The following is a 22,884-nucleotide window of genomic DNA, read 5'->3' as shown; positions in this document are numbered from 1 at the left end:
AGCGGACTTCTTCCTCACCGAATCGGCCAGAATCGCCCTACAAGCCGATCTCAGGAGAGTGCCCCATGACGACCGTCGAGAAGGTTCCGGCAACGTCCTACCAACAGTTCATGCCTGCCGATCGTCCCGTGCAGTACCTCGCACCCGATGGGACGGGCGTGGACAGTGCCGCCCGCTACGCACACCCGTCGAACGAACGCTTGCTCGAGATGTACCGATCGATGGTCCACGGTCGCCGATTCGACCAGCAGGCAACGGCATTGACCAAGCAGGGTCGGCTCGCGGTGTACCCGTCCTCGCGCGGACAGGAGGCCTGCCAGATCGCGGCCGCCCTCTGCCTGGGTGAGCAGGACTGGATGTTTCCGACGTACCGTGACTCGATGGCTCTCGCCGCGCGAGGCGTCGACCAGGTGGAGTTGCTCGGTATGCTCGCCGGCTACTGGCACTGCGGTTACGACCCCACCGCCTACAAGGTCGCCCCGCAATGCACGCCTCTGGCAACACAATTGCTGCACGCGACCGGCTTCGCCTACGCCGAGGCCAAGCAGGGACGAGACACCATCGCCCTCGCGTTCTGCGGCGACGGAGCGACCAGTGAGGGCGACTTCCACGAGGCCCTGAACTTCGCCGCGGTGTTTCGTGCTCCGGTGATCTTCCTGGTGCAGAACAACGGCTTCGCCATCAGCGTTCCCCTCGCGCGTCAGACTGCAGCTCCGTCGTTGTCGCACAAGGGTGTCGGCTACGGCATCGGCAGCGAGCAGGTCGACGGCAACGACCCGATCGCCATGATGGCCGTGATGGACGAGGCAGTGAAGTACGTCCGAGCAGGCAAAGGACCGGTGGTCGTCGAGGCGCACACCTACCGCATGGACGCCCACACCAATGCCGACGACGCCACGCGCTACCGCAAGGCAGACGAGGTGGAAGGGTGGTTGGCCCGAGATCCGCTCTCGCGCCTCGAATCTTACCTCGAAGCCCAGGGTCTGCTCACCGACGATCTGCGCGAACAGATGACGGTATCGGCCGACGCCGATGCCGCGGCACTTCGCGCGGGCATGAACGTCGAGCAGGACGTCGACCCCGAGGATCTGTTCCGGTTCGTCTACTCCTCCCCCACCCCCGGCCTGATCGAACAGCGAAACCGGGTCGCCGCCGAGATCGCAGCAGGAGAACTGTCATGACCACGATGACCATGGCCGGAGCCCTGAACGCCGCCCTGCGCGACGCGTTGACCGAGGACGAGAAGGTCGTCGTCTTCGGCGAGGATGTCGGCACGCTCGGCGGCGTCTTTCGCGTCACCGACGGACTGACCCGAGACTTCGGTGACGATCGTTGCTTCGACACCCCGCTCGCGGAGTCGGGCATCGTCGGATTCGCGATCGGGATGGCGATGTCGGGCTACAAGCCCGTCGTCGAGATGCAGTTCGACGCCTTCGCCTACCCAGCTTTCGAGCAGATCGTGTCCCATGTTGCCAAGCTGCGCAACAGAACTCGCGGATTACTCACCGCGCCGATGGTCATCCGCATCCCGTTCGCGGGAGGTATCGGCGGCGTCGAACATCACTGCGACTCGTCCGAGGCGTACTACGCCCACACCCCGGGCCTGAAAGTCGTCTCGCCGTCCACCGTCGCCGACGCGTACTCGCTGATGCGTGATGCCATCGCCGATCCGGATCCGGTGATCTTTCTCGAACCGAAGCGGCTGTACTTCTCCAAGGACGACATCGAGCTGACCAAGACCGAGCCGATCGGCACCGCCGTCGTGCGTCGTGCCGGTACCGACGTCACGCTTCTCGCCTACGGACCCACCGTGTCGGTGGCCATGCAGGCCGCAGAGTTCGCAGCCGAGGACGGCCGGAGCGTCGAGGTGATCGATCTGCGGTCGATCAATCCGTTCGACGACGAAACCGTCGCAGCCTCGGTACGGAAGACCGGACGCTGCATCGTGATTCAGGAAGCGCAGGGGTTTTCCGGCGTCGCCGCGGAGATCGCCTCGCGCGTCTCCGAGCGCTGCTTCCACCACCTGCACGCGCCGGTACTACGGGTGACCGGACTCGACATTCCCTACCCGGCACCGAAACTCGAGCACTTTCACCTGCCGTCCGCCGACCGTGTTCTCGATGCCATCGACCGACTGCAGTGGAACGACGCGCCCGACCTCAGCAAGGCGGTCACGGTATGAGCATGCAGGTATTCCTGCTCCCCGACCTCGGTGAAGGACTGACCGAGGCCGAGATCGTGGAGTGGAAGGTCAAGCCCGGCGATACCGTCACCATCGATCAGGTCGTCGTCGAAGTAGAGACGGCCAAAGCGTCCGTGGAGGTACCCTGCCCCTTCGAGGGTGTTGTCGGCGAACTGCATGCGGCCGAGGGCACCTCACTCGCCGTCGGCGCACCCTTGATCAGCATCACCGGCGGTGCCGTCGCCGATACGCCTGCTGCCCACGAGCGTTACCGCGAGGAAGAACGCGCCGGTTCGGGCAATGTGCTGATCGGCTACGGCACGGGACACGGCCCGACCGGCCGTCGAAAAAGAGCTCCGCACGTGAGTGGAAACTCGACCCAGGCTACGAATTTCCACTCACATGCACCGAAGGTGCTCTCCCCCATCGTTCGCAGCATGGCGCTGCAAGGTGGGTTGGATCTGGCGTCTATCGATGTCGCCGGCAGTCATGGGGTCATCACCCGCGCGGACGTGGAACGGGCACTGTCCTCGAGCACTCCCAGCGCCGAGGGCGTCACTCGAATCCCGATCACCGGGATTCGTAAGACCATCGCCGATAAACTCTCTCGCAGTCGTGCGGAAATTCCCGAGGCGACCGTCTGGGTCGACGTCGACGCGACGGCTCTGCTGCAAGCCCGACGTGACCTCGACGCATCCATCGACGGCGTGAAGGTGACGCTGCTAGCGGTGCTGGCAAAGCTGACGATGATCGCGCTGTCCAAGTTCCCCGAGCTCAACAGCACCGTCGACACCGCCGCGGGCGAGATCCTGCGGTACGAGAACGTCGGACTCGGCATTGCCGCGCAGACCGATCGTGGACTCATGGTTCCCGTTGTGCCGCAGGCCGACAAGGCCGACCTGAAGGAACTCTCCGAGCGGCTGGCCGAGCTGACCGAACTCGCGCGAACCGGCTCCCTGCCCGCAGCCCGGCTGAGCGGTGGAACATTCACGCTGAATAACTACGGAGTTTTCGGGGTCGACGGCTCGGCCGCGATCATCAACCATCCCGAAGCCGCGATCCTTGGCATCGGACGCATCATCGACCGCCCGTGGGTGGTCGACGGCCAATTGGCCGTCCGCAAGGTTGCGCAGCTGTCATTGGCGTTCGATCACCGCGTGTGCGACGGCGGAGTGGCCGGTGGTTTCTTGCGCACCGTGGCCGATTTCGTCGAGAACCCCGTCGTTGCATTGGGATCCGTCCGATGAGCGACGTCGACGTTCTCATCCTCGGTGGCGGATCAGGTGGGTACTCCTGCGCCCTGCGCGCCGAGCAACTCGGCCTGACGGTCGCATTGGTCGAGGAGGACAAGCTCGGCGGCACATGCCTGCACCGTGGATGTATCCCCACCAAGGCTCTGCTGCACACCGCCGAGGTGGCCGACGCGGTCCGCGGTGCGGCGCACGTAGGCGTCACGGCATCGCTCACAGGTGTGGATATGCCTGCGGCACTGGGCTATCAGCGCAGTGTGGTCGCAGGCTTGTATTCCGGACTGCAAGGCTTGTTGAAACGTCCGGGAATCGAGATCGTCTCGGGCCGTGGTCAGCTGGTCGGTCCTCGCACCGTCGAAGTCGATGGGCGACGCATCACCGGGGCTTCACTGGTTCTCGCCACCGGGTCGTATTCGCGCACCATCCCCGGTATGGAACTGGGCCCACGTGTGCTCACCAGTGACAGTGCACTGTCGCTCGACCGTATCCCCGAGTCTGTCGTCGTGCTCGGCGGCGGTGTCATCGGTATCGAATTCGCCAGTATCTGGGCATCTTTCGGAGCCAAGGTCACCGTCGTCGAGGCACTCGATCGCATCGTTCCGGGTGAGGACGAATGGTCCTCGAAGCAGCTCACCAAGGCTCTGCGCAAGCGCGGCATCGACATTCGTACCGGCACCAAGGTCGAGACAGTCACCGAGTCGTCCGACGACGTCGCGGTGTCGCTGTCCTCCGGAGACACCCTCTCGGCGGATCTCGTGCTCGTCTCCGTCGGACGCGGCCCCCGCACCGATGGCCTCGGGCTGGCCGAGCAAGGCATCGCCACCGAACGCGGCTTCGTCTCTGTCGACGACAATCTGCTCACCACCGCAGACGGCGTCTATGCCGTCGGCGACATCGTGGCCGGATATCAGTTGGCTCACCGCGGATTCCAGCACGGCATGTTCGTTGCCGAACACATTGGCGGACTTGCGCCGGCACGTATCGACGGCGATCTCGTTCCGCGCGTGACCTATTCGCATCCGGAGGTGGCGTCGGTCGGTCTCACCGAGAAGGCCGCGGAGGAAAAGTACGGCACCGTGACCTCTGTGGTCTACGACCTCGGCGGCAACGGCAAGAGCCGCATCCTCGCCACCGCGGGCGGAGTCAAGGTTATTCGCGCACGTGAGGACGGCCCTGTTGTGGGTGTCCACCTCGTCGGTGACCGCGTGGGCGAATTGATCGGCGAGGCACAACTCGCGGTGGCATGGGAAGCACTGCCATCGGAGGTCGGTAGCTTCGTGCACGCCCACCCCACTCAGAACGAAGCATTCGGTGAGGCAATGATGGCGCTCTCGGGTAGGCCGTTGCACGCGCATAGCTGAGCATTGGTGGTCGATGTCTTTCCATCCGGCGGACGAGCAGGACACAATGGATACTGATCGGTAGGTTCTATGAACGCGGGGTCCGAGCAGGGGGCGGTTTCGACATGGAGATCAAGCAGCTCAGATACTTTCTAGTGGTCGCCGAGGAACTGCATTTCGCCCGTTCGGCGGAACGATTGCACGTGGTCCAGGCCGTGGTCAGTCAACAGATTCGAAGACTCGAACACGAGCTGGGTCAGCCGTTGTTCGACCGGTCCAAACGTCAGGTGACACTCACCCCCGCCGGGTGCAGGCTGGTCCCGGAGGCTCATGCAGTGCTCGACGCGGTGGCACACGCCGCGGCGACTGTGCAATCTCGCTCCGATGAGCCGGACGGGCCACCACACCTGCGACTGGGGATAGCTGGAGGCTCGGGCACTCGCGTCGATCTGGTGCTGGACCACCTTGGAACTCAGTTTCCCGATCTGCTCGTCACACTGGAAATCGGGCAGGTGTGGGAGCAACTCGACGCTGTTCGTTCGGGAGCACTCGACGCCGCACTTGTTCGCCTGCCCAGGAACGATCACGATCTGGAGATGACTCCGGCGTGGTTCGACCGGATCGTCGTTGCGATTCCCACGCGCCACCCACTGGCTTCCAAACCCGATCTCACGCTATCTGATCTGGCGGACCTTCCGCTGCGTCTGATTCCGTCCGAGCAGAACCCCGCCTTCGCCGCCACCGTGCTCCGTGCTTGTGCGGACGCCGGGTTCGAGCCGGCCACGGGAGTTCCATTCCGAGATCTACAAGCGACAGTGCTCGAACTCGGCTCGGGACCACCATCGTGGACAGCGATGTACGAGGGCTCAGCACAAGCGCTGTCGACCGAACGCGTCACCTTCCGGCCCGTGACCGATCCTGGCATGGCCGTGCAGATGTGGTTGGCGGTACGAGAACGGACCACACTCGTCGACGCCCTGGCCGAAGCGTGCGCCCGCATCTGACCTCCGATTGTTTTTCGTGAACGCTGAGTGCACGAATTGATTCTGGTTCACACCGACGGATCGGCGTTGACTCGTCGTCGTACAGATTCACACCCTCGCGGTGTGACCACACGACGAGATCGGATACGCCGATGTACACGACGATCAACACCCCTGACTCTGATACTCCCATCCAACGCCTCGAAGCCGAAGATCCGAAGCCGGCCGCCGATGAGGCTCTCGTGCAGATCCATTCGTTCTCTGTCAACCGCGGGGAACTCTCCCTCATGGCCGCGAGGGGCCACGGCTGGCGACCCGGCCAGGACATCAGTGGCGTCGTGATCGATGCGGCCGCAGACGGGAGCGGACCCAAAGCAGGCACACCCATTGTCGGAATGGTCGACGGAGCCGGATGGTCCGAACTCGCAGCCGTGCGCACCGACCGAATGGCAGTCCTCCCGGATACGTTGGGCACCAACATCGCTGCCGCTCTACCAATGGCGGGGCTGACCGCGCTACGCACTGTGCGTATGGGTGGCGACCTCCTGGGACGCAAGGTCCTGATCACCGGCGCCAACGGCGGCGTGGGTCGATTTCAGATCCAATTGGCAAGTGCCGCAGGTGCGTCGGTCACAGCGACCACGACAGCCGGCGAGAACGAAGCCAGCGAACTGATCGAACTCGGAGCAACCGAGGTCACTACTACACCGTCGGATGCATCAGGTCCCTTCGATCTGATTATCGAATCAGTTGGCGGCGCAGTACTCGAAGCGGCACTGTCCGTGCTGGCACCCCGTGGCACGCTGGTAATGATCGGCAACAGTTCTGGTAGCAAGGCCGAGCTCGATGTGTTCTCGTTCATGGGTCACGAGGGCGCAACGATCACCAACTACATGTCGTATGCAGTCGCGTACCCCGAACGCGAGGACCTCGAATTGCTCGTGGGCTTGGCCGCCGACGGCCGCCTCGATCCGACACCCGGGTACAGCGTCGACTGGTCGGAACTCATTCATGTCATCGAACTGATGAGGCGACGCGAATTGCCCGGAGGGAAAGCCGTACTCACTCTCTCCCACTGAAACTGCATCATCGATTACTCGAGGCCAACACGGTGACATGCCAAACGGTCAGCGGGCACGACCCTTGACTGCCAGCTTGCATTTTGCAAGTATCACTGCATGAGCCTGTTCATCACCTGTCCCGTCGAGAATGTCGAGCGCGCAACCGCCTTCTACACAGCCCTCGGCTGGACGCTCAACCCCGAGATGTCCGACCACAACGTGTCGTGCTTCGCCATCACACCGGGGCAGTACGTCATGCTCGGAAGCCGCGAGATGTATGCGAGCGTGGGTGGCACCGAGGAGCTGATCGGCGGACCCGACACCCCGTCGAAGGTCACCGTCTCGTTCGACCTCGGTAGTCGCGAGGCGGTCGACGAGCTCACCGAGCGGGCCGGTGCTGCCGGTGGACGCATCGGAGACATCGATGACTACGCCTTCATGTATCAACGGCAGTTCGACGACCTCGACGGCTACCACTACTCGCCGTTCTGGATGAAGCCGGACACCGATACGGCCGAATGAGCGACCTCGCCGCCGCCCTCGACATCGTCGGTGCCCGGTGGGCACTTCTTATTGTCGAGCGACTGCTCGAGGAACCGCAACGGTACGGCGATCTGCAGCGCGACCTCGGAGTGCCGACGAACATGCTCGCTACCCGGCTGCGCGAACTCGAAACGGCAGGAGTGTTGACCCGTCTCCCCCTTCGGCACAACACTCGCGCGTACGCGCTGACCGAAAGAGGTCTCGCCCTGCGTGACGCAATTGTCGCACTCGAGCAATGGGGCAAAGAGGCTGCACCACAGGTCAGTTGAGCTCACGCGGAGCGAACACCGTCTGGGCCACATACGCGACGACAGCCCCGCAACTCGGCTGGTTGCGGGGCTGTCGTCGTCGTTGGGTCAGACGTTCAGATCCTCGTCGCGTCGGTTCTTGATGCGCGAGGTCGCGATGAACGAGATCGCCGCCAGGATCATCAGGTAGATCGAGATCGACATCGAGGTACCGGTTCCCTTGAACAGTGCCTCGGAGATCGTCGGGACGAAGGCTCCACCGAGCACGGTGCCGATGGCGTAGCCGATGGATGCTCCACTGAATCGGACTGCTGCGGGGAACATTTCGGCGTACAGCGCCGGCTGTGGTCCGTAGGCGAGGCCGAGTCCGACGGCGAAGAGTCCGAGGGCCACGTAGATCCACTGCAGCTCACCGGTATCGACGAGCAGGAAGAACGGGATGGCACACAACACCATCGACGCGTTGCCCAGGTTCATGATGGCGGTCCGGGAGTAGCGGTCGGACAGATACGCACCGAGCAGGGTGAACACACCCCACACGAGAGCCGCGAACAGACTGGCCACCAACACGTCCACACGTGCGAGCCCGTGCTCCCTCGTCGAGTACGCGACGATGAAGCCACCGACGATGATGTAACCGTTGCCGTTGTTGCCGACGAACGACAGCGCGGCGAGCATGACCTGCTTCTTGTTGGTACGCCACAGTGCACGAACGGGAGTGTGGTTGCGCTCCTTGCGTTCTGCGAGCTCCTTGAACACCGGGGTCTCTTCGACGCGGCGTCGGATGTAGAAGCCGACCAGGATCAGCACGAAGCTGATGAGGAACGGGATACGCCAGCCCCAGGCCTCGAACTGCTCTTCGCTGAGCAAACCGGTGCACAGTGCCAACGTTCCCACCGCAATGAGCATGCCGAGAGGAACACCCATCTGGGTTGCCGCACCGTAGATTCCACGCTTGCCCTTCGGCGCGTGCTCGACGGCCATCAATGCCGCGCCGCCCCATTCGCCGCCGGTCGAGAATCCCTGCAGGATGCGCAACACGATCAGGATGATCGGAGCCCAGATGCCGATGGTCGCGTACGTGGGCAGCAGTCCCATTCCGACGGTGGCCGCGCCCATGAGGGTGAGGGTCGCGATGAGGACCTTCTTGCGACCGATCTTGTCGCCGAAGTACCCCGCGACGATGGCCCCGAGAGGACGGAACACGAAGCTGATACCGATGGTCACGTAGGCGACCAGCTGTCCGGACGAGCCCATGGGCGCGAAGAACAGCTGAGCGAAGATCAACGACGCGGCCTGCGCGTAGATGAAGAAGTCGTACCACTCGACGGTGGTTCCGACCATGCTGGCCATCGCGGCGCGGCGATGCTCACGCGACACCCCGGTGGGCGTCTCGACCTGTGTTGTCATCGACGATCTCGTTTCGTTCGGGCTCCGGCGCTCGTGAGAGCGAGCGACAGTTCGGAGTGACGTGGGGTATGAACAGCGGCGGATTCAGGTAACCGACGAACCGGATAAAACTCACCGTCCATTCGGTCGGTAATTACTGTGACCGGCGCCACCGTAGTTTGTCAAGGTGGTCGCGTGCATAACAAGGCCCTGCCCACACTTCGTCGGAAACTACCGATCGAGACCTCGTGCTTCGTCCGAAACGACGCAGACATCGACAGCGCCACCCGACATACTCGAATCCATGGCTGCTCCGACCACCCTCGTTCTCCATTCGCCGGTCATCGACGAACTGATGCGCGCCCTCGGCGCCGACGCGGTGGTGACCGACCCGGACATCCTGCAAAGCTTCCGGCACGACGCCGCCGCTCTGTGCGAATCCGCCCTACCCCTGGCGGCAGTGCTACCGAGCACCGAATCGGACGTACAGGCGATCATGAAAATCGCATCGGCACATCGCATTCCCGTGGTACCGCAAGGCGCATTGACCGGCCTGGCGGGAGCCGCGAACGCCAGCGTCGGAGCCATTGCCCTCAACACCCGGCGGATGAACAAGATCGTCGAGTTGGACGTCGTCAACCGCACCGCCGTCGTGCAACCCGGTGTCACGAACAAAGAGCTGAAAGATGCTGCCCTGCAGCAGGGATTGACGTACCTCCCCGACCCGTCCAGCTGGGAGGCGTCGACCATCGGCGGCAACATCGCCACCAACGCCGGCGGTCTGTGCTGCGTGAAATACGGCGTCACAGCACGGTTCGTCCGTGGTCTGCGCGTCGTACTCGCCGACGGGCGCGCCACGTTCGTCGGTCGACGCACCGTCAAAGGCGTGGCCGGGCTTTCCCTGGCCGAACTGTTCGTCGGATCCGAAGGCACACTCGGAATCATCACCGAAGCAACCGTAGGACTCGACTTTCCGGCTGCCACTCCGCTGACCATGGCCGCGACCTTCCCGTCGACTGTCGCGGCCGGTGAAGCGGTGACGCAGATCCGGGCCGCCGGTATCACTCCGAGCCTGTTCGAGTTGCTGGACCGCACCACCATCGCCGCGATCGACGCGTACGCCCGGATGGACTTCGGCACCGACGCCGCGGCCGTGCTGATCGCTCAGTCCGATATCGGCGCAGGCTCTGTGCAGGAGCTCGAAGCCATCGCCGCACTGTGCACCGCAGCCGGGGCAACCGATGTAGCCGTTGCCGAGGACGAGGTCGAATCGGAGCAGCTCGTGCAGGCCCGTCGACTGGCGTACCCGGCACTCGAGCGTCTCGGCTCACCGTTGGTCGACGATGTGTCCGTTCCTATTTCGCAGCTCGCCACGATGATCGACGAGGTGGGACGCATCGCCGAGCGCATCGGCATCGTCATCGGCGTCGTCGGCCACGCAGGGGACGGCAACATCCATCCGACAGTCATCGTCGACCCGATGGACCCGTCATCGTTGGTCAAGGCACACCGCGCGTTCGACGAGATCGCGGCATTCGCCCTCTCTCTGGGCGGGACCATTACCGGTGAGCACGGCGTCGGCCTGCTCAAACGCGATCTTCTCGAGACCGAACTCGATTCTGTTGCAGCGGAACTGCAGCGCGGCATCAAGGAACTGCTCGACCCGCATTACCTGCTCAACCCAGGGAAGGTCCTCACCGCCCGATCGTGAGCCGCAGCGACATCCACACCAGTAAACGGGTGTCCACGTCGTCGAGATCGAGACCGAACAACTCCTTGGTACGCCGGAGTCGGTAGCGAAAGGTATTGGGGTGCAGGTACAGCGACGCAGACGCGGCAGCGACGTTGGATTCGTGTGCCAACAACGCCAGCACCGTCGCAGCGTATTCCGTACCTTCCGAGGCATCGCAGGACAGCATCCGTTCGACGGCAGGCAAGGCGAGCGACACCTCGGACAGCGCCTCACCCGCTCTCCGAAGAGTGACCGATACGCGATTATGCTCGAATGTCGTTGTCTGTGCGCCCGTTTCGATCGCGTCGAGTACCCAGTGAGCATGCTTGAGCGCTATCGCGGGACGGGCGTCCGGGCCACCGATCGCGAAGCTCACCGCAGCACCGAAGGCCGCCTCTGCGCGTCGTCGAACCTCCTCTGCCTCCGCAGCGAATGCGCGTTCGTCGTCGGACTCCACCACCAGCAGGACGGTGTTCCCGTCGACGATGCATCCGGAGTCGCCCGCGTTGCCGAACGTGAGCTGCAGCAGACCAGCGAGCTGCACCAACATTTTCTGCGCTCGCGGCGACTCCACTTCTGCGGCCAGAACGGCGTAGCGCTTTCCCGGCGTAGTGACGACCTCGGGATCGGTCAGTAACGCACGCACCCTGGGATTGTCGGCATCGGCCGGATGATGTCGAGCCGACAACAACGGCACTGCAGCTGCGGCCGCACGCGTCAATGCAGCCACTGCCGCAGGGGCCGGCGGACGGATGCCGACACCGGACGCAATGCACCAGATGGAGCCGAGGTACTCCCTGTCGACCGAAACCGCCACTGCCAGACGCGGTAGCGCACCGGCCACATCGACGACGTGCACGGTCGAGCTGCGCCGGAAGTCCGGATCGATGTGATGCACCATGTATCGAGCCGGGACCTGCTTGCCCAGAATGCCGTCGCGTCGCACGTCGTCGATCGGCTGCCCCGGCACCGACGAATACGCCACCACATAGCCCTGCGGATCCATCACCGACACAGCACCACCCACCGCAGTGGCGGTGGCGTCTGCCAGCGCCGACAGGTCTGCAGTGGTCACCGACTCACAGTACTTCCACGTGCCGGATCGCTAGCGCGCTATCGTGCGACTGTCGCCTCGGAATTCGGCGATCAGCTCGTCTCGGCACGTCACCGACACGTCGTAGATACCGTTGCGGCCGAACCTCGCACGCTCGACGGCGTCGGCGACGAGGACGTCACCGACCTTCGTGGGACGGAGGTACCGGATGTCGCATCGGGCAGCGACGGCCGAATCCTCGTGCGAGTTGCAGGACATAGCGAACGTCGTATCCGCAAGCAGGAAGACGTATCCGCCGTGTGTGATGGCGTAACCGTTGACCATGTCCTCGGTCACGACCATCGACATTCTCGCGTGACCGGGTGACAGCTCGATCAGTTCGATACCGAGCTTGCGGGACGCGGCGTCGACCTCGAACATCTCCCGCGCAATAGGCGAATCGCTCACGGCTGCAGCACCGACTGCTCGTTCTGGGTGAACATTGTGACGCCGCCGGTTGCGAAGTTCCGCAGGTCCTTGCCTGCCGCTTTCATCTCGAGCGAAGCCAATCCTGCCTTCAGCGACGCCTCGTCCGCGAAGTACAGGCTGGCGATCGCGTAGTACGGCGGCGGTGAATCGGCGAGCGAATCGAGGGTGCCCCAGGTGAAATCGACCAAACCGGGGACTGCACGCGCGAGGGGCACGTGCACCTCTGCGTAGTGACGATCGAATGCGGCAGTGTCCTCGGGCATCCCGTAACAGACGGCTACTCGTACGCTCATGACGCGGCCTCGGGCTTCGCGACCAGGGTGAGCACGTCGTAGGTTGCTACGGGATCGCCGTCCTGGTTGACGACCACTGCATCCCACCGCACCTCGCCGTAATCGGCACTCTGACGCGGAGTGATGAGCTTGGCGGTCAGCGTCACAGTCAACGAATCCTCGGCCTTGACCGGCGTCAGGAAGCGCAGACTGTCGACGCCGAAGTTCGCCAGGACGGGGCCAGGGGCCGGGTCGACGAACAACCCTGCGGCCAGCGAAACCACCAGGTAACCGTGCGCGACAATGCCGCCGAACAGTGGATTGGCGGCTGCCGCTTCGGGATCGGTGTGTGCATAGAAGGTGTCGCCGGTGAATTCCGCGAAGTGATCGATGTCGGCGCGGGTGACCTGTCGTGGGCCACCGATGATGGTGTCGCCCAGTTTCAGCTCGCCCAGGTTCTTGCGGAACGGGTGCACGTCGCCGGTCGTCTGCTTCGCGCCGGTCACCCACTTGTTGCCGATGGCCGTCAGAACGTCCGGGGTTCCCTGAATTGCGGTGCGCTGCATGTGGTGCAGGACGCCGCGGATACCGCCGAGTTCTTCACCACCGCCTGCGCGGCCGGGTCCGCCGTGCACCAGTACCGGTAGCGGCGAACCGTGACCGGTCGATTCCTTGGCGTCCTCGGAATTCAGGACCAGGATGCGCCCGTGGTACGGAGCGATGCCCAGGACGATCTCGCGCGCGATGGCCGAATCTTTGGTCACCAGAGATGCGACCAGAGAGCCCTTTCCGCGGGCGACGAGGTCGAGCAGGTCTGCGGTGCTGTCGTAACCGATGACGGTGGAGACGGGCCCGAATGCCTCGATCTCGTGCGGTTCGGGTGCGCTCTTGTCGCCGGCCTTTAACAGGACCGGTGCCATGAAGGCACCGGGCCGTGAATCCACGGTCTCGGGATCACCGAAGACGACGGTGGCTGACTTGATCAGTCCACGAATGGATTTGAGGACCTCGTCGCGCTGGTCGATGCTGGCGAGTGCACCCATGGTGACGCCGTCGTCCTGCGGGTCACCGACGACGACCTTGTCGAGCTTGGCCTTGAGCGCCTCGATGACGGGTTCGACCGAGTCCTGCGGCACCAGCACGCGGCGGATGGCCGTGCACTTCTGGCCGGCTTTGGATGTCATCTCGGTGAAGACACCTTTGACGAACAGATCGAACTCCGGATCACTCTGTGACACATCGGAACCCAGGATGGACGCGTTGAGAGAATCGGCTTCCGCCGTGAAATGGAGTCCCTCGCCGACGACGTTGGGGTGTGAGCGCAGGGTTGCAGCGGTATCGGCCGATCCGGTGAAGGCCACCGAGTCCTGGCCGCCGAGGTGGTCGAGGACACCGCGGGCACTGCCACACAGCAACTGAACCGACCCCTCGGGCAGCAACCCCGACTCGATGATCCGACGGAAGACAAGCTCGGTCAGGTACGCAGTTTGACTGGCGGGCTTGACGATCGAGGGCACGCCCGCGATGAACGCGGGTGCCAGCTTTTCGAGGAAGCCCCAGACGGGGAAGTTGTACGCGTTGATCTGCACGGCGACGCCGCGCCGGGAGGTGTAGATGTGCTGACCGAGGAAAGTGCCCTTCTTGCCGAGCTGCTCGATGGCGCCGTCGAGGTAGACCGTCTCGTTGGGGAGTTCACGTCGAGCCTTGCTCGCATAGCTCAGCACGGTGCCGAAACCGCCGTCGATGTCCACGCCGGAATCGCGGGTGGTGGCTCCGGTGTGCCGGGAGAGTTGGTAGAACTCCTCCTTGCCGGCCAGCAGCGTCAGCCCCAGTTGCTTGAGCAGGGCTGCACGCTCGTGGAACGTCAGGGCTGCGAGCGCGGGCCCTCCGACGGTGCGGGCGTAGTCGACCATGCCTGCGACGTCGAGACCACTGGACGACACCCGGGCGATCTCACTGCCGTCGACGGCGCTCATCAGCGGCGTTCCCTCGTCGGTCGCGGAATACCACGTGCCCTGGGCATAGCTTTCCAGAAGTCTGCTCACAACGCCTCCATCTCACCGTACGTTCGGTCGGTAATTACCATCGCCGCCGAACGCCGAGAAGTCAAGACTTGCGTTGCTACGTGCGGCGCAAGCCGTCGAAGGTCAGCGCGACCACGGCGTCGGCCAATTCCTCGACGGATCCGCCGGTGCGCGGGCGGTACCACTCGATGAGCGAGTTGACCGTGCCGAAGACGAGCTTGGACGCCAGAGCCGGGTCGACACCGGGACGCAGGTCGCCCTCCTCGGCGGCGGCGACGACGAGCCCGGTGACGAACGTGTCGAATTCGCGCCTGCGGGCGAGAGCGCGCCGCTCGACGTCGGTGTTGCCCCGCACCCGCAGCAGCAGCGTCACGTAGGGCAACTCCGCGCACAAGATGTCGACGCTGCGACGCACCAGGTATTCGAGCCGGTCGATGTACCGCCCGGTGGTCGCCCGATCCTCGGTCGTCACGGCGAACAGCGCATTGAGAGCCCGCGACAGCGCGAGTTCGAGCAACTCGGACTTGCCCGATACGTGGTGGTAGATCGACGACTTGGTGATACCGAGCCGCTTCGCCAGAATCTCCATGCTGGTGCCGTCGTACCCACGGTCGTTGAAGACCTTGACCGCCACGGCCAAGAGGGAATCCAGGTCGTATCCCGGCCGCCCTGGCTGTCCGGTCTTGCGCGGCACGCGTGCGGTTGTCATTGCCACATCTTCGCAGTCGGCGGACGATTCCACAGCACCACGGGCAGCAGACCTTGCCAAACGACCGAATGTTCGGTTATTAATGACGCAACCGACGAAGGAGTTTCGAAGTGGGCGAAGTATTTCTCGTGGCCGGCGCACGTACCCCGCACGGGCGCTACGGCGGTGCCCTGGCCTCGGTGCGCCCCGACGATCTCGCCGGGCTGGTCGTGGCCGAAGCGGTCCGCAGAGCGGGCGTACCCGTCGATCGAATCGACGAGGTGATTCTGGGTGCGGCCAACCAGGCAGGCGAGGACAATCGCGATGTGGCCAGAATGGCGGTTCTGCTCGCAGGTCTGCCCCAGTCGGTGCCGGGATATACCGTCAATCGCCTGTGCGCGAGCGGACTGACCGCAGTGGCCAACGCCGCGAGCACCATTCGCAGCGGTGAGGCCGACATCATCGTCGCCGGTGGCGTCGAGTCCATGACGCGCGCGCCATGGGTCATGGCCAAGCCCGGGACGGCGTGGGCCAAGCCCGGCGAGATCTTCGATACCTCCCTCGGCTGGCGATTCACCAACCCGACCTTCGCAGCGCACGACGCGGGCACCGACCCCAAGATCACCCTGTCGATGGGCGAGACCGCCGAAGAGGTCGCGCTCAGCGAGGGCATCACCCGTGAAGAGTCCGACGCCTTCGCCTTCCGCAGTCAGCAGCGTGCCGTCGCCGCCCAGGATGCCGGACGCTTCGCCGACGAGATCGTGCCCGTCACGACCAAGAACGGCGATGTCACCGAGGACGAGACGCCGCGCCGCGGAACCACTCTGAACAAGCTCGGCACCCTGAAGACCGTCTTCCGCAAGGACGGCATCGTCACCGCCGGCACCTCGTCGCCATTCACAGACGGGGCATCGGCATTGGTGGTGGCCTCGGAAGAAGCCGTGAACAAGTATGGCCTCGAGATGCGCGGACGCATCGTCACCAGCGCGAGCGCCGGCATCGCGCCCCACATCATGGGACTCGGGCCGGTCCCGTCCACGCAGAAGGCGCTCACTCGCGCGGGATGGTCGATCGACGACCTCGGTGCCGTCGAACTCAACGAGGCCTTCGCCGCACAGTCCCTCGGCGTCATCCGCCAGCTGAAGCTCGACGAGAACATCGTCAATGCCGACGGCGGGGCCATCGCCCTCGGACACCCTCTCGGCTCGTCGGGTGCTCGAATTCTGTTGACGCTGTTGGGCCGGATGGAACGCGAGAAGGCCTCCCGTGGGCTCGCGACACTGTGCGTCGGCGTCGGGCAAGGCGTGTCGATGTTGATCGAGGCACCGTGAATACGCTTGTCGTGGAGGAATTAGCGGACCGCGTTGTTGTCACCCTGAGTCGCGAGAAGCAGCGCAATGCGATCGATTCCGACATGATCGGCGAGCTGCACGAGGTGTGCGCGCTCGTGGAGCAGGATCCCAGGATCGTGATCCTGACCGGAGCAGGCGAGCATTTTGCCGGCGGTGCCGACATCAACCAGTTGCGGGCCCGCACTCGCGACGACGCACTGCGCGGCATCAACCGAAACCTGTTCGATCGCATCGCCGCACTCCCCCTGCCGACGATTGCAGCCGTCCGCGGATACGCGCTCGGCGGCGGAGCCGAACTGTCCTACGCCTGCGACATTCGCATCGCGTCGCCGACGGCCGTGTTCGGCAATCCCGAACCGGGACTGGGCATCATGGCTGCCGCCGGGGCCAGCTACCGGTTACCGACGCTGGTGGGCGTGTCCGTAGCGAAGCAGGTGCTTCTCGGTGGCCGGACACTGGACGCAGAGGTGGCACTTCGGTGCGGCCTGGTGCTGGACGTCGTCGACGAGCCGTTGACTGCAGCGCATTCCCTCGCGGATCGCATTGCGAGACAAGCCCCACTGGCCCTGAAGCTGACGAAAAGGATTCTCGATGCACCCGGTTCGCACCCGTGGGCCGACGACATCGCGCAGGCTGTTCTGTTCGAGACCGAAGACAAACAACGCCGGATGACGGCATTTCTGGAGAAGAAGAAATGACAGTTCCTGTGAAAGTAGCTGTTGTCGGTGGTGGCCGCATGGGTGCAGGTATTGCCCAGGTGTTCGCGGCCCTCGGCTCGAGCGTCGTCATCGCCGAAGCAGCCGACCAGACTGCAGCCCTCGGACGAGTCTCGACCGGGCTGGACCGGGCGCACGAGCGCGGCAAGCTCGGCGAGGACCCCGCTGCGATTCTCGCCCGGGTCTCCACCGTCGCCGGCCCCTCGGATCTTCCTGCCGACCTGGACCTGGTGGTCGAAGCGGTGCCCGAGATTCCGTCGCTCAAGGTCGAGGTACTGGCTCTCGTCGACAAGATCGCCGGGCCCGACACGGTCATCGCGTCGAACACGAGCTCGATCTCCATCGCGGAACTCGGCGCAGCATTGAGCGATCCGAGCCGCTTCATCGGGATGCACTTCTTCAACCCGGTTCCGGCGTCGACCCTCGTCGAGATCGTGCGCGCCCCGGCCACCTCTGCAGACGTCGTGCAGCGAGTGCAACAGTGGGTGTCGCTGCTCGGCAAAACCGAGGTTCTTGTCAACGACTCCCCCGGCTTCGCGACCTCGCGGCTCGGCGTCTGCCTCGGGCTCGAGGCCATCCGGATGTTGGAGGAAGGCGTCGCCGACGCCGAATCGATCGACCGCGCCGTGGAACTCGGCTACAAGCATCCGATGGGGCCGTTGCGGTCCACCGACCTTGTCGGGTTGGACGTTCGGCTCGCCATCGCAGAACACCTGGCGTCGACCCTCGGCGACAGGTTCACTCCCCCGCAGTTGTTGCGAGACATGGTTGCTCGCGGCGACATCGGACGCAAGTCCGGTCGCGGCTTTCACGATTGGACGAACGCATGACGGTACGGTTCGACGTCACCGACGGCCTGGCGACCATCACCCTCGCGCGCTCCGAGGCACACAACGCCCTCGACGTCATGACGAAAGTCGGCCTGATGTCTGCAGTGCAGAACGCCGCCGCACCCAGTGTGCGCGCGGTGCTCATCACCGCGGAGGGCAAGAACTTCTGCGTCGGCCAGGACCTCGGCGAGCACGTCACCGCGCTCGAAGCCGACCCGGCCACGGCGATGGATACCGTCGGTGAGCATTACAACCCGGTCATCCGAGGGCTCGCAGCGCTCGAGGTGCCGATCGTCGTGGCCATCCCCGGCGCGTGTGTCGGTGCGGGTCTCGGGATCGCACTCGCCGGAGACATCCGCGTCGCCGGCACCAAGTCGTCGTTCGCCACGGCGTTCACCGGCATCGGATTGGCCAGCGACTCGGGGTTGAGCTACACGTTGGTCGACGCACTGGGCGCGAGCCGGGCCGCGGGACTGATGCTGCTCGGAGACAAGGTCACCGCTGCGCAGGCTCTCGACTGGGGTCTGGTGCATCGCGTCGTCGACGATGCCGACGTTCTCGAGACCGCGCGCACGCTGGCCACAACGCTCGCTGCGGGACCCACCCTGGCGTACAAGCAGGTCAAATCACTGATCGCGCGGTCCGGACTGTCCGACGCCCTGGACCGCGAGGCGCAGGCGCAGACCGCTCTGGGACAGACCGCCGACCACAAGGCCGCCGTCGATGCTTTCCTCGCGAAGAAGAGAGCCTCCTTCGTCGGCATGTGAGTGGAAACTCGACCCCTGCTACGAACTTTCACGCACGTGCGGCGAAGCCGCTCTTGTGCCCGGGGTCACTTCGATGCATACTGGTTACCAACCGATCATTCGGTAATGAAAGTAGGACTTATGACCACGTCAAACACCCTGTCCACCGAAACGCTGCAGGACGGGTTCGACGAGACCATTGCCCACGAGCAGCGCGTCGAGCCCCGCGACTGGATGCCGGACGGCTACCGCAAGTCGCTCATCCGCCAGATCGCCCAGCATGCGCACTCCGAGATCATCGGCATGCAGCCGGAGGGCAACTGGCTCACCCGCGCACCGTCGTTGCGCCGCAAGGCGATCCTGATGGCCAAGGTGCAGGACGAAGCCGGTCACGGCCTCTACCTCTACTCTGCTGCCGAAACCCTCGGAGCGGACCGCGCCGACCTGACGGTCAAGCTCATCGAGGGCAAGCAGAAGTACTCCTCGATCTTCAACTACCCCACCCTGACGTACGCCGACGTGGGCACCATCGGCTGGCTGGTCGACGGCGCAGCGATCTGCAACCAGGTTCCGCTGTGCCGCAGCAGCTTCGGGCCCTACGCGCGCGCGATGATCCGTGTCTGCAAGGAAGAATCCTTCCACCAGCGTCAGGGCTACGAGCTGCTGGCCACGATGATGCGCGGCACCGACGAACAGCGTGCCATGGTCCAGGAATCCGTCAACCGATGGTGGTGGCCGGCACTGATGATGTTCGGCCCGCCGGACGACGAGTCCCCCAACACCGAGCAGTCCATGAAGTGGGGCATCAAGCGCCACACCAACGACGAACTGCGCCAACGCTTCGTCGACATGTCGATCCCGCAGGCGAAGGCACTCGGAGTCACGTTCCCCGACCCCGACCTGAAGTGGAACGAGGAGCGCAAGTCACACGATTTCGGTGAGCCCGACTGGTCCGAATTCATGCAGGTGATCAAGGGCAACGGCGCCTCCAACGTCGAGCGCATCGCGAACCGTCGAGCAGCCCACGACGGCGGAGCCTGGGTCCGTGAGGCCGCAACCGCATTCGCCGAAAGGAACGCAGCATCATGACACGCCCTGAAGAGGCCCAGTTCACCGCCGAGGGCGGCCACGGCGCAGTGCCCACCGAGGGTGTTCCGGTCGAGCCGAAAAGGGAAGCGGTCAAAGCCGATTGGCCGTTGTACGAGGTGTTCCTCCGCGGCAAGCGCGGCCTGAACCACGTACACGTCGGATCACTCCACGCCGCCGACGACCACATGGCCCTGCGGCATGCTCGCGACGTCTACACCCGCCGCAACGAAGGCGTCAGCATCTGGGTGGTTCCGTCCAACTCGATCGTCGCGTCCTCACCGTCGGAGAAGGATCCGTTCTTTGCGCCGAGTGGCGACAAGGTCTACCGCCACCCGACGTTCTACGAGATCCCCGACAACGTTCCCCACATGTGAGACCCACACTCCCAGAGGACAAGCACTCATGACCGATCACGACAGCGCCTACGAGGGCCTCGTCGACGAGGACTCGCACGGGCAGTGGGCATTCGGGACGAGTTTCGACGACCCACTCGCCGGCGTCGATACCACCGTTCCCGACGACGTCGACCTGAAAGCCCTTGCCGCGTACTGCCTCATGCTCGGTGACGATGCGCTGATCAGCTCCCAGCGCCTCGCCGAATGGAGCACTCGCGCACCGGAACTGGAAGAAGAGGTGGCGCTGGCGAACGTCGGCCTCGATCTCCTCGGCCAGGCCCGGCTGCTACTGGCCCGCGCCGCGAAAGCCGATCCGACGGTGGTGCCGTTCATCTCGGACACTTCACCCGCACCCGCCGAGGATGCGCTGGCGTTCTTTCGCGACGAGGCCGACTTCCGCAACGTTCGGCTCACCGAGCTCGACAACGGCGACTTCGCGAAGTCGCTGGTTCGGCTGCTGGTGTTCTCGACGTGGCGGCTCGCCGTCTTCACCCGCCTGCAGGAATCCCGTGATCCCGTCCTTGCCGCAGTTGCGAACAAGGGCGTCAAAGAGCTGACGTACCATCGCGATTACGCGGCACGCTGGGTCGTCACCCTGGGCTGCGGCACGGACGAATCGAAGCGACGCGTCCGCGACGCCGTGACTCGGATCTGGCCGTACGTCTCGGAATTGTTCATCCCGACGGACGAGGAGATCGCACTCGCGAAGGTCGGTGTCGCCGTCGACCCTCGCGATGTTCGCGACGAGTTCGATTCGGTTCTCGCACAGGTGCTGCACGCCGCGGAGCTGGAGGCACCCGAGGGCAAGTCCGTGGGCACCATCGGCGGCCGCGGTGGTCGTCGCGGCATTCACACCGAGGCCTTCGGTCCACTGATCGCCGAGATGCAGGTCGTGGCGAGGGCCCATCCGGAGGGAGTCTGGTGACCACACTTCAACGAACCGCACGCGAAATCGCAGCTACCGTCATGGATCCGGAGATGCCGCTGCTCACCCTCGACGACCTCGGCGTCCTGCGCGACGTCGAGGTACGCGAGAACGGCAGCGTGCTCGTCACGATCACTCCGACGTACTCCGGCTGCCCCGCCATGGCGACGATGCGGGACGACATCGCTCACAAGCTTCAGGACCACGGCTACGCGGATGTCGAGATCGTCACCAGCCTGACGCCGGCATGGAGTACCGACTGGATCTCCGAGGAGGGCCTGCGCAAGCTGCGCGAGACCGGCTACTCCACTCCGGGTCCGGCCCCGGAACGTACATCCGGCCCGGTGCCGCTGACCTTGACCGTCAAACCCCGTCAGCTCACCTGCCCGCAGTGCAGCTCGCGCAACACCCGGCTCACGTCCGAGTTCGGCGCCACCCTCTGCAAAGCCCAGTACCGGTGCGACGACTGCCTGGAGCCCTTCGACCACGTGAAGGAAATCTGATGACCGTCACCGCCGAGCCCGTTCAGAAGAATGTACGCAACAAACCTTTTCATTCACTGACCGTTGCCGACGTGGAATCGCTCTGCGACGACGCCGTTGCCGTCACGTTCGACGTCCCGGAAGAATTGCGCGAAGAGTTCGACTTTCGACCGGGCCAGTCACTGATGCTCAGCCGCACCGTCGACGGCGTCCAGCACCGCCGCTCCTACTCCATCTGCGCCCCGGCGGGTGCGCGTCCCCGCGTCGGTGTCCGTGAGGTGTCCGACGGTCTGTTCTCCTCCTGGCTCGTTCACGACGTCAAAGCAGGCGACCGCATCGACGTGCAGGGCCCGAGCGGCACCTTTCACGCCGATCCGGCCCAGGCCGGCAGGCACGTGCTCATCGCCGCCGGTTCCGGTATCACCCCGATGTTGTCGATTGCGGCGTCCGTTCTGGCGAATCCCGACTCCGAAGTGGTTCTGCTGTACGGCAATCGACGGACGCGAACGGTGATGTTCGCCGAGGAGATCGCCGACCTGAAGGATCAGTACGGCAGTCGATTCGACGTCATTCACGTGCTGTCTCGCGAGCCACGGGAAGTCGAATTGTTCAGCGGCAGGCTCGATGCCGGCCGGCTACGCGAGATACTCGACACCGTCGTCGCAACCCCGGACATCGACCACTTCTGGTTGTGCGGTCCGTTCGGGATGGTGAACGATGCCCAGGACGTTCTGAAGGAACTCGGCGTCGCGAAGAGCAGCATTCACCACGAACTGTTCTACGTCGACGACGTACCGCCGCCGCAGGAGCAGCACCGCGAGCCCGGTATCACCGGCCCCAGCAGTGAGGTCACGATCATCCTCGATGGCCGCGAGGTGAAAGGCGCTTTGCCGCAGGACGAGTCGATTCTCGATTCGGCCGAGCAGCTGCGCTCGGACCTCCCCTTCGCATGCAAGGGCGGAGTGTGCGGCACCTGCCGCGCGAAGGTGACCTTCGGAGAGGTCGACATGCGTCGTAACTATGCATTGGAAGACAACGAGGTCGATGCCGGCTTCGTGCTCACCTGCCAAACCTTCCCACTCAGCGACACCGTCACCGTCGACTTCGACGCCTGA

Annotated in this window: 24 protein-coding genes; 18 read left to right on the top strand and 6 right to left on the bottom strand. The window is 64.4% G+C overall.

Going from position 1 to position 22,884, the window contains the following annotated elements; all coding sequences use genetic code 11:
- Positions 1-65: 65 nt before the first annotated feature.
- The 8 genes from pdhA to RFA01S_RS03205 all read left to right on the top strand — a co-directional run bounded on the left by pdhA (position 66) and on the right by RFA01S_RS03205 (position 7,628).
- Positions 66-1,181 carry a pyruvate dehydrogenase (acetyl-transferring) E1 component subunit alpha gene (gene pdhA, locus RFA01S_RS03240; protein ID WP_032408395.1) on the top strand — a complete coding sequence of 372 codons (1,116 nt, stop codon included), beginning with the start codon at positions 66-68 and terminating at the stop codon, positions 1,179-1,181.
- A complete protein-coding gene (locus RFA01S_RS03235; RefSeq protein WP_032408394.1) occupies positions 1,178-2,182 on the top strand; it encodes an alpha-ketoacid dehydrogenase subunit beta in 1,005 nt (334 codons plus the stop codon). Before pdhA ends, RFA01S_RS03235 begins: the two co-directional genes overlap by 4 nt.
- Positions 2,179-3,429 carry a dihydrolipoamide acetyltransferase family protein gene (locus RFA01S_RS03230; protein ID WP_032408393.1) on the top strand — a complete coding sequence of 417 codons (1,251 nt, stop codon included), beginning with the start codon at positions 2,179-2,181 and terminating at the stop codon, positions 3,427-3,429. The genes RFA01S_RS03235 and RFA01S_RS03230 overlap by 4 nt, the downstream gene beginning before the upstream one ends.
- Positions 3,426-4,793: a dihydrolipoyl dehydrogenase gene (lpdA, locus tag RFA01S_RS03225; protein ID WP_032408392.1), complete on the top strand. Its 1,368-nt coding sequence runs from the start codon at positions 3,426-3,428 to the stop codon at positions 4,791-4,793. Before RFA01S_RS03230 ends, lpdA begins: the two co-directional genes overlap by 4 nt.
- Before the next feature lie 104 nt (positions 4,794-4,897).
- Positions 4,898-5,776 carry a LysR family transcriptional regulator gene (locus tag RFA01S_RS03220; protein WP_027494641.1) on the top strand — a complete coding sequence of 293 codons (879 nt, stop codon included), beginning with the start codon at positions 4,898-4,900 and terminating at the stop codon, positions 5,774-5,776.
- Between the two features lie 131 nt (positions 5,777-5,907).
- Entirely contained in the window at positions 5,908-6,834 is a 927-nt protein-coding gene (locus RFA01S_RS03215) for a zinc-binding dehydrogenase (protein WP_032388021.1), read from the top strand.
- A gap of 99 nt (positions 6,835-6,933) precedes the next feature.
- Positions 6,934-7,338, top strand: coding sequence for a VOC family protein (locus RFA01S_RS03210; RefSeq protein WP_032373306.1), 405 nt, complete (start codon positions 6,934-6,936; stop codon positions 7,336-7,338).
- A complete protein-coding gene (locus tag RFA01S_RS03205; RefSeq protein ID WP_032408391.1) occupies positions 7,335-7,628 on the top strand; it encodes a winged helix-turn-helix transcriptional regulator in 294 nt (97 codons plus the stop codon). The genes RFA01S_RS03210 and RFA01S_RS03205 overlap by 4 nt, the downstream gene beginning before the upstream one ends.
- 87 nt (positions 7,629-7,715) lie before the next feature.
- Here the strand turns inward: RFA01S_RS03205 and RFA01S_RS03200 are convergent, their stop codons facing one another.
- Positions 7,716-9,017: an MFS transporter gene (locus RFA01S_RS03200; protein ID WP_027494645.1), complete on the bottom strand. Its 1,302-nt coding sequence runs from the start codon at positions 9,015-9,017 to the stop codon at positions 7,716-7,718.
- A 283-nt stretch (positions 9,018-9,300) separates the two neighbouring features.
- On the opposite strand from RFA01S_RS03200, the gene RFA01S_RS03195 reads away from it, so the two are divergent.
- Positions 9,301-10,707, top strand: a complete 1,407-nt coding sequence (locus tag RFA01S_RS03195; protein WP_032408390.1) for an FAD-binding oxidoreductase — start codon at positions 9,301-9,303, stop codon at positions 10,705-10,707.
- Here RFA01S_RS03195 and RFA01S_RS03190 read toward each other — a convergent pair.
- From RFA01S_RS03190 to RFA01S_RS03170, 5 genes are all read right to left on the bottom strand, one after another.
- Entirely contained in the window at positions 10,691-11,803 is a 1,113-nt protein-coding gene (locus RFA01S_RS03190) for a PucR family transcriptional regulator (protein ID WP_032408389.1), read from the bottom strand. The genes RFA01S_RS03195 and RFA01S_RS03190 overlap by 17 nt on opposite strands.
- Before the next feature lie 30 nt (positions 11,804-11,833).
- Entirely contained in the window at positions 11,834-12,202 is a 369-nt protein-coding gene (gene paaI, locus RFA01S_RS03185) for a hydroxyphenylacetyl-CoA thioesterase PaaI (protein ID WP_052060921.1), read from the bottom strand.
- Between the two features lie 23 nt (positions 12,203-12,225).
- Positions 12,226-12,543, bottom strand: coding sequence for an EthD family reductase (locus RFA01S_RS03180; RefSeq protein WP_032408387.1), 318 nt, complete (start codon positions 12,541-12,543; stop codon positions 12,226-12,228).
- Positions 12,540-14,567, bottom strand: a complete 2,028-nt coding sequence (paaZ, locus tag RFA01S_RS03175; RefSeq protein WP_032408386.1) for a phenylacetic acid degradation bifunctional protein PaaZ — start codon at positions 14,565-14,567, stop codon at positions 12,540-12,542. Before paaZ ends, RFA01S_RS03180 begins: the two co-directional genes overlap by 4 nt.
- A 76-nt stretch (positions 14,568-14,643) precedes the next feature.
- A complete protein-coding gene (locus tag RFA01S_RS03170; protein WP_032408527.1) occupies positions 14,644-15,255 on the bottom strand; it encodes a TetR/AcrR family transcriptional regulator in 612 nt (203 codons plus the stop codon).
- Positions 15,256-15,365: 110 nt separating this feature from the next.
- Here RFA01S_RS03170 and RFA01S_RS03165 point away from each other — a divergent pair, with 110 nt between their 5' ends.
- The 9 genes from RFA01S_RS03165 to paaE all read left to right on the top strand — a co-directional run bounded on the left by RFA01S_RS03165 (position 15,366) and on the right by paaE (position 22,884).
- Positions 15,366-16,565, top strand: coding sequence for a thiolase family protein (locus tag RFA01S_RS03165; RefSeq protein WP_032408385.1), 1,200 nt, complete (start codon positions 15,366-15,368; stop codon positions 16,563-16,565).
- Positions 16,562-17,284 carry an enoyl-CoA hydratase/isomerase family protein gene (locus RFA01S_RS03160; protein ID WP_032408384.1) on the top strand — a complete coding sequence of 241 codons (723 nt, stop codon included), beginning with the start codon at positions 16,562-16,564 and terminating at the stop codon, positions 17,282-17,284. The genes RFA01S_RS03165 and RFA01S_RS03160 overlap by 4 nt, the downstream gene beginning before the upstream one ends.
- On the top strand, positions 17,281-18,132 hold the full coding sequence (locus tag RFA01S_RS03155) for a 3-hydroxyacyl-CoA dehydrogenase family protein (RefSeq protein WP_032408383.1): 852 nt from the start codon (positions 17,281-17,283) through the stop codon (positions 18,130-18,132). Before RFA01S_RS03160 ends, RFA01S_RS03155 begins: the two co-directional genes overlap by 4 nt.
- Entirely contained in the window at positions 18,129-18,899 is a 771-nt protein-coding gene (locus tag RFA01S_RS03150) for an enoyl-CoA hydratase/isomerase family protein (RefSeq protein ID WP_032367844.1), read from the top strand. The genes RFA01S_RS03155 and RFA01S_RS03150 overlap by 4 nt, the downstream gene beginning before the upstream one ends.
- Positions 18,900-19,019: 120 nt before the next feature.
- Positions 19,020-19,967 (top strand): 1,2-phenylacetyl-CoA epoxidase subunit PaaA, encoded by a 948-nt coding sequence (gene paaA / locus RFA01S_RS03145; protein WP_027494656.1) that lies wholly within the window; start codon positions 19,020-19,022, stop codon positions 19,965-19,967.
- Complete coding sequence (gene paaB, locus RFA01S_RS03140; RefSeq protein ID WP_032373518.1) at positions 19,964-20,341, top strand: 1,2-phenylacetyl-CoA epoxidase subunit PaaB; 378 nt, start codon at positions 19,964-19,966, stop codon at positions 20,339-20,341. Before paaA ends, paaB begins: the two co-directional genes overlap by 4 nt.
- Positions 20,342-20,369: 28 nt before the next feature.
- Positions 20,370-21,287 carry a 1,2-phenylacetyl-CoA epoxidase subunit PaaC gene (gene paaC / locus RFA01S_RS03135; protein WP_027494658.1) on the top strand — a complete coding sequence of 306 codons (918 nt, stop codon included), beginning with the start codon at positions 20,370-20,372 and terminating at the stop codon, positions 21,285-21,287.
- Between the two features lie 41 nt (positions 21,288-21,328).
- A complete protein-coding gene (paaD, locus tag RFA01S_RS03130; RefSeq protein WP_052055184.1) occupies positions 21,329-21,790 on the top strand; it encodes a 1,2-phenylacetyl-CoA epoxidase subunit PaaD in 462 nt (153 codons plus the stop codon).
- A complete protein-coding gene (gene paaE / locus RFA01S_RS03125) occupies positions 21,790-22,884 on the top strand; it encodes a 1,2-phenylacetyl-CoA epoxidase subunit PaaE (RefSeq protein ID WP_032408382.1) in 1,095 nt (364 codons plus the stop codon). The genes paaD and paaE overlap by 1 nt, the downstream gene beginning before the upstream one ends.

It is taken from the genome of Rhodococcoides fascians NBRC 12155 = LMG 3623, from assembly GCF_001894785.1.
Lineage (GTDB): Bacteria > Actinomycetota > Actinomycetes > Mycobacteriales > Mycobacteriaceae > Rhodococcoides > Rhodococcoides fascians.
This window is presented reverse-complemented; position numbering and strand designations above follow the sequence as displayed.